The organism is Microcystis sp. M179S2, assembly GCF_020245805.1.
Taxonomy (GTDB): Bacteria; Cyanobacteriota; Cyanobacteriia; order Cyanobacteriales; family Microcystaceae; genus Microcystis; species Microcystis aeruginosa.
In genome coordinates, this window is record NZ_JADBUE010000111.1 from 1 (window position 1) to 3,831 (window position 3,831).

Below are 3,831 nucleotides of genomic sequence, written 5' to 3' on the forward strand. Positions count from 1 at the left end.
CCATTTCTCCATTTTTTTGCTTACCTCCACCTTAATTCCTTCTTTCAAAACTATACCTATCAATCGTTTCCCCTTTTTTTAAGTTTCTTCTCTTTTTGTTAAGAAAGATCTGACTAATGGATAGCTTGATAAGGGGGGTGCCGATAGGCGGGGGAATCTGAAAGTTTTTAACACCTACCTACTTAACCTCTCTTGCTAGTCAAAACCTTAGTCTCCATTAAGATGCACTGCACCAACTTTTTGATAGAGAATATGTAGAGCCTCAGCAGCTTGTCTTGCTAGGGCGTACCATTCAGGGTTTTGTACACAAGCTGGATGGGAAACAATAAAACGCTCCAAGGAATCACTAACCATCGCTGTTCTGTCAAGTAACTCATGACATCCGAATGTACCCGGTTTGAATTGCTCAAGAACTTGTTGTTCTTGTTCTTGGAGGAAGTCTTTTAACTCTTCTTGACGCTCTATTTCAATAGCGTTATCCTTAACCACAACCATACTATTCAATTCAGTCATTCAACCCTCCAATTCAGCTTGCCGTAGAATGTTTTTGTAAGTTCCGATAGGTATATCATCTGACAGTTTACAAGGAACGGTAACTTTACTCAGCTTGACAGGGTGTTTAAACTGACGATGGCTTCCTTTTTGCGAAACTTGCAACCAACCATCATCAATTAGGCGACGGATAACCTCACGAACCCTCATACCCTTAATTTTAACCTACACTTATCTTATCGAAAATTTGGGTTTAAAACCCCGTCCTTTTAGGACGGCTTTAAGCTACAATGGAAAATGAAGTCAACTTCTTAAAGAAGTCGGGTATCTGAAATCATCACAGAAGAGGAGAAATAACAAGAAGGATTTCCTAGACTGTGAACCTTAAGATTGTTACAAGATGCTAAAATTAGGAAAACCTGCTAAAATCAGGATATGCCAGCTAAAGATACCTTTCACCATGCTGTCCGAAATGCACTCATAAAAGCAGGTTGGACGATTACCCATGATCCTTTTACCCTAGAGTTTGAAGATGTTAACTTTTATGTGGACTTAGGTGCAGAAAAAGTTATTGCAGCACAAAAAGAACGAGAAAAAGTTGCCATTGAAATCAAAAGTTTCTTAAGAGATTCAATTGTTACAGAACTACATTTAGCCTGTGGACAATATCTTAACTACCGTTTTGCTCTTTCAGAAATTGAACCTGATAGAACCCTATACTTAGCCATCCCTAATGATACTTATGAAGTGTTTTGTCATAGCCGTTTTGTTCAAAGAATTCTAGAACATTATCAAATCAAAATTATTGTCTATAACCCTGAAATAGAGGAGATCGTAGAATGGCAATCAACTACAGTGAATTAGTTAAATCCCTAATTGAAGAACAAGCTAAAATTCAGCAGTCTAGTGAAATTTCCCTAGAAATAATCTTTGACGATCTGAGAAAACATTATTTATTAGTACAAGTTGGTTGGCATAATAATCATTGGATTTATGGATGTCTTTTACATTTAGATATTATTAACAACAAAGTTTATATTCAACAGAACAACACAGAAATTTCGGTGGCTGAAAAGTTAGTTGAACTAGGAATTCCTAAAACAGATATTGTCATCGGATTTCACTCTCCATTTAAACGAAAATTCACAGAATATGCCATTAATTAGGAGTACAAATAAAATGGAAAAACAAATTATAAAACATTAGAATTACCAATAGAATTAATTCAAGAAACTAAAAAAATAATTCAATCAGGAAAAGCAAACAGCTTTGACGAATTTGTTGCTTTAGTATTAAAGTATGAACTTTTAAACCTAGAGCAAGCTGAAAATCAAATAGATTTAAAAGTCAGAAGCATTTTCAGAAGCTCCCATCTGGGAACTAGGAGAGAATCCAGTTATCGGTGGTGTGACTAATGCTTCAGAAAAACTACAAACCCTCACCCCACAACAACAGCAATCAGTAATAGATTTTATTGAATTCTTGCAATTTAAGGCACAGAAGACAGAAATTACTGAAGAAGAAGAACCGATTTCTGCTTATGAATCAGCTAAAGATTTAGTCGGGTGTGTGGTGTGTGGAAAGTGGAATAGGTGATCTATCTTATAATAAAAAATACCTTAAAAGTCCAGCAAAAAAATGACAGATTTAATAATCTCGGAGAGAAATAATTGATTTAATTATTCCTGATTGAGATATAATTATTAAAACCCCCAAGAGAATTAACCCATGACACAAGCAACCACCCCCTCACAAATGAAATTTCCTTAGATTTAGTCTCCATTGCCCCAAAACCACAGCAAATATAGAGCTTAACCAGTTGAAGTGACTTCTGACAAGATACTCGAACAAGTACGAGAAGCAGCAGCCAAAAGACTTCTGTTTCTTCCCCATACTATTGGGCAGATGTCACGAGGCGATCGCATGATGACAACAACCGAGATCGAAACTGTTGTCATGACAGGTGAACTGATAGAAAGCTATCCTGAAGATGTGAGGGGACAAAGTTGTTTAATATTAGGATTTGGAGAAAATAGCAGACCGATTCATGTCGTCTGTGCTCCCAAAGACGAATATTTGGCGATTATTACTGCCTACCTTCCCGATCCATCAAAGTGGTCATCTAATTTTAGAAGGAGACGTTAGAATGGAATGCCTCTGCTGCAAGGGACAAATGAAACGGGGAACTGCTCCCTTTGCCATTGATCGCAACGGATACCATCTTTCTTGGGATGCTGTCCCTGCTTGGGTGTGCGAACAGTGTGGCGAAGTCCTTTTTGAAGCTCGTGAAGTCAATTTAATTCAAGAAACTCTCTCTATTCTAGATCGTGAAACTGCCGTCTTAGTTGAGCAAGCTTTATCCTAAACTACTATGAAAATACAAGGAATTATCAAAGGCAATACTATCGAGCTATTAGAGGATTTATCTCTTCCTAATGGCGTAAAAATTTCTCGGTCAATTCCTGATAATTTAATTCCTAAAAAAGTATTATGGGAACAAATTGAAACCTCAATCGGAGTCTGGAAAAATCAACCAGAACTCGATGATATATTTTCTGAAATTGACCGAGAGCGCCATAGATCATAGTTCAATCAAGGCAGCAGAGACAATGATTGAGTAGGTGGTATAATGTGAAATTACCCAATCCTAAAAATACCATTATTGATGATAACAAATTGACCGGTTATGCCCTGAATCTAAATCATTCAGATGGACAGCATAAAGCCAGGGTTTTTAAATCCGTCTTAAACTTAGATATTAATAACGTTCAATTTCTTAAAAATGCACTCTTAGAAGCAGTTAAAACCTATGATGCTATTCCTGACAAAATCAATCAATATGGACAAAAGTATGTTATTGATTTTCCCCTGACTCATCAAAACAAAACCGCCATTATTCACAGTGTTTGGATCATCAGAAATGACGAAAACTTTCCCCGCTTAGTGACTTGTTATGTACTTTAAGGAGATAATCAAATGAAACTCTTAGATGTAGTTGCCTTATTAGAAGACTTACCCCAATTAGGATTATATTGCGGACAAGTCGGAACAATTGTAGAAGTTTATGAACCCACAGTTTTTGAAGTGGAATTTAGCGACACATCAGGACGTGCTTATGCTATCGAAACCTTACAAGAAAATCAACTAATGTTATTACATCATTCTCCCTTAGAACCTAAAAATTTAGCTGTAAATATAGCTGAACTTCCCCCGTATAAATATACTAGCTATGGCTCAAAGTCTTACAGAGCCTGAGTTAAAGCAATGTAATACTAATAAACTACTGGGTACAAACTCCTGAAATCTTTACGCAGACAGGGTTTGAGGCAAAATTTTTCA

10 protein-coding genes are annotated in these 3,831 nt (G+C 36.5%); 8 read left to right on the top strand and 2 right to left on the bottom strand.

Features of this window, described 5'->3' with window-relative positions:
* Positions 1-207: 207 nt before the first annotated feature.
* Positions 208-513, bottom strand: a complete 306-nt coding sequence (locus IM500_RS06470; protein WP_158201572.1) for a hypothetical protein — start codon at positions 511-513, stop codon at positions 208-210.
* Positions 514-702, bottom strand: a complete 189-nt coding sequence (locus tag IM500_RS06475; protein WP_149978456.1) for a type II toxin-antitoxin system HicA family toxin — start codon at positions 700-702, stop codon at positions 514-516. It abuts the gene before it with no gap.
* A gap of 225 nt (positions 703-927) precedes the next feature.
* On the opposite strand from IM500_RS06475, the gene IM500_RS06480 reads away from it, so the two are divergent.
* The 8 genes from IM500_RS06480 (at position 928) to IM500_RS06515 (ending at position 3,747) form a co-directional block, all read left to right on the top strand.
* Positions 928-1,356 carry an element excision factor XisH family protein gene (locus IM500_RS06480; protein ID WP_002776212.1) on the top strand — a complete coding sequence of 143 codons (429 nt, stop codon included), beginning with the start codon at positions 928-930 and terminating at the stop codon, positions 1,354-1,356.
* Positions 1,332-1,658 (top strand): XisI protein, encoded by a 327-nt coding sequence (locus tag IM500_RS06485; protein ID WP_002734933.1) that lies wholly within the window; start codon positions 1,332-1,334, stop codon positions 1,656-1,658. The genes IM500_RS06480 and IM500_RS06485 overlap by 25 nt, the downstream gene beginning before the upstream one ends.
* A 241-nt stretch (positions 1,659-1,899) precedes the next feature.
* Complete coding sequence (locus IM500_RS06490) at positions 1,900-2,088, top strand: hypothetical protein (protein WP_423202524.1); 189 nt, start codon at positions 1,900-1,902, stop codon at positions 2,086-2,088.
* 228 nt (positions 2,089-2,316) lie between these two features.
* Positions 2,317-2,637 carry a DUF4258 domain-containing protein gene (locus IM500_RS06495; RefSeq protein WP_052278164.1) on the top strand — a complete coding sequence of 107 codons (321 nt, stop codon included), beginning with the start codon at positions 2,317-2,319 and terminating at the stop codon, positions 2,635-2,637.
* 1 nt (position 2,638) lies between these two features.
* Complete coding sequence (locus tag IM500_RS06500; RefSeq protein ID WP_052278163.1) at positions 2,639-2,857, top strand: YgiT-type zinc finger protein; 219 nt, start codon at positions 2,639-2,641, stop codon at positions 2,855-2,857.
* Between the two features lie 6 nt (positions 2,858-2,863).
* Positions 2,864-3,079: a hypothetical protein gene (locus IM500_RS06505; protein WP_190718715.1), complete on the top strand. Its 216-nt coding sequence runs from the start codon at positions 2,864-2,866 to the stop codon at positions 3,077-3,079.
* A gap of 44 nt (positions 3,080-3,123) precedes the next feature.
* Positions 3,124-3,456 (top strand): DUF6883 domain-containing protein, encoded by a 333-nt coding sequence (locus tag IM500_RS06510; protein ID WP_002790331.1) that lies wholly within the window; start codon positions 3,124-3,126, stop codon positions 3,454-3,456.
* Between the two features lie 12 nt (positions 3,457-3,468).
* Positions 3,469-3,747, top strand: coding sequence for a DUF4926 domain-containing protein (locus IM500_RS06515; protein ID WP_287737996.1), 279 nt, complete (start codon positions 3,469-3,471; stop codon positions 3,745-3,747).
* The last annotated feature ends 84 nt before the right edge of the window (positions 3,748-3,831 follow it).

What these genes read in the sequence shown, in the direction of transcription:
- IM500_RS06470 (WP_158201572.1), bottom strand. Translation starts at nt 513, where the DNA reads ATGACTGAATTGAATAGTATGGTTGTGGTTAAGGATAACGCTATTGAA.
- IM500_RS06475 (WP_149978456.1), bottom strand. Translation starts at nt 702, where the DNA reads ATGAGGGTTCGTGAGGTTATCCGTCGCCTAATTGATGATGGTTGGTTG.
- IM500_RS06480 (WP_002776212.1), top strand. Translation starts at nt 928, where the DNA reads ATGCCAGCTAAAGATACCTTTCACCATGCTGTCCGAAATGCACTCATA.
- IM500_RS06485 (WP_002734933.1), top strand. Translation starts at nt 1,332, where the DNA reads ATGGCAATCAACTACAGTGAATTAGTTAAATCCCTAATTGAAGAACAA.
- IM500_RS06500 (WP_052278163.1), top strand. Translation starts at nt 2,639, where the DNA reads ATGGAATGCCTCTGCTGCAAGGGACAAATGAAACGGGGAACTGCTCCC.
- IM500_RS06505 (WP_190718715.1), top strand. Translation starts at nt 2,864, where the DNA reads ATGAAAATACAAGGAATTATCAAAGGCAATACTATCGAGCTATTAGAG.
- IM500_RS06515 (WP_287737996.1), top strand. Translation starts at nt 3,469, where the DNA reads ATGAAACTCTTAGATGTAGTTGCCTTATTAGAAGACTTACCCCAATTA.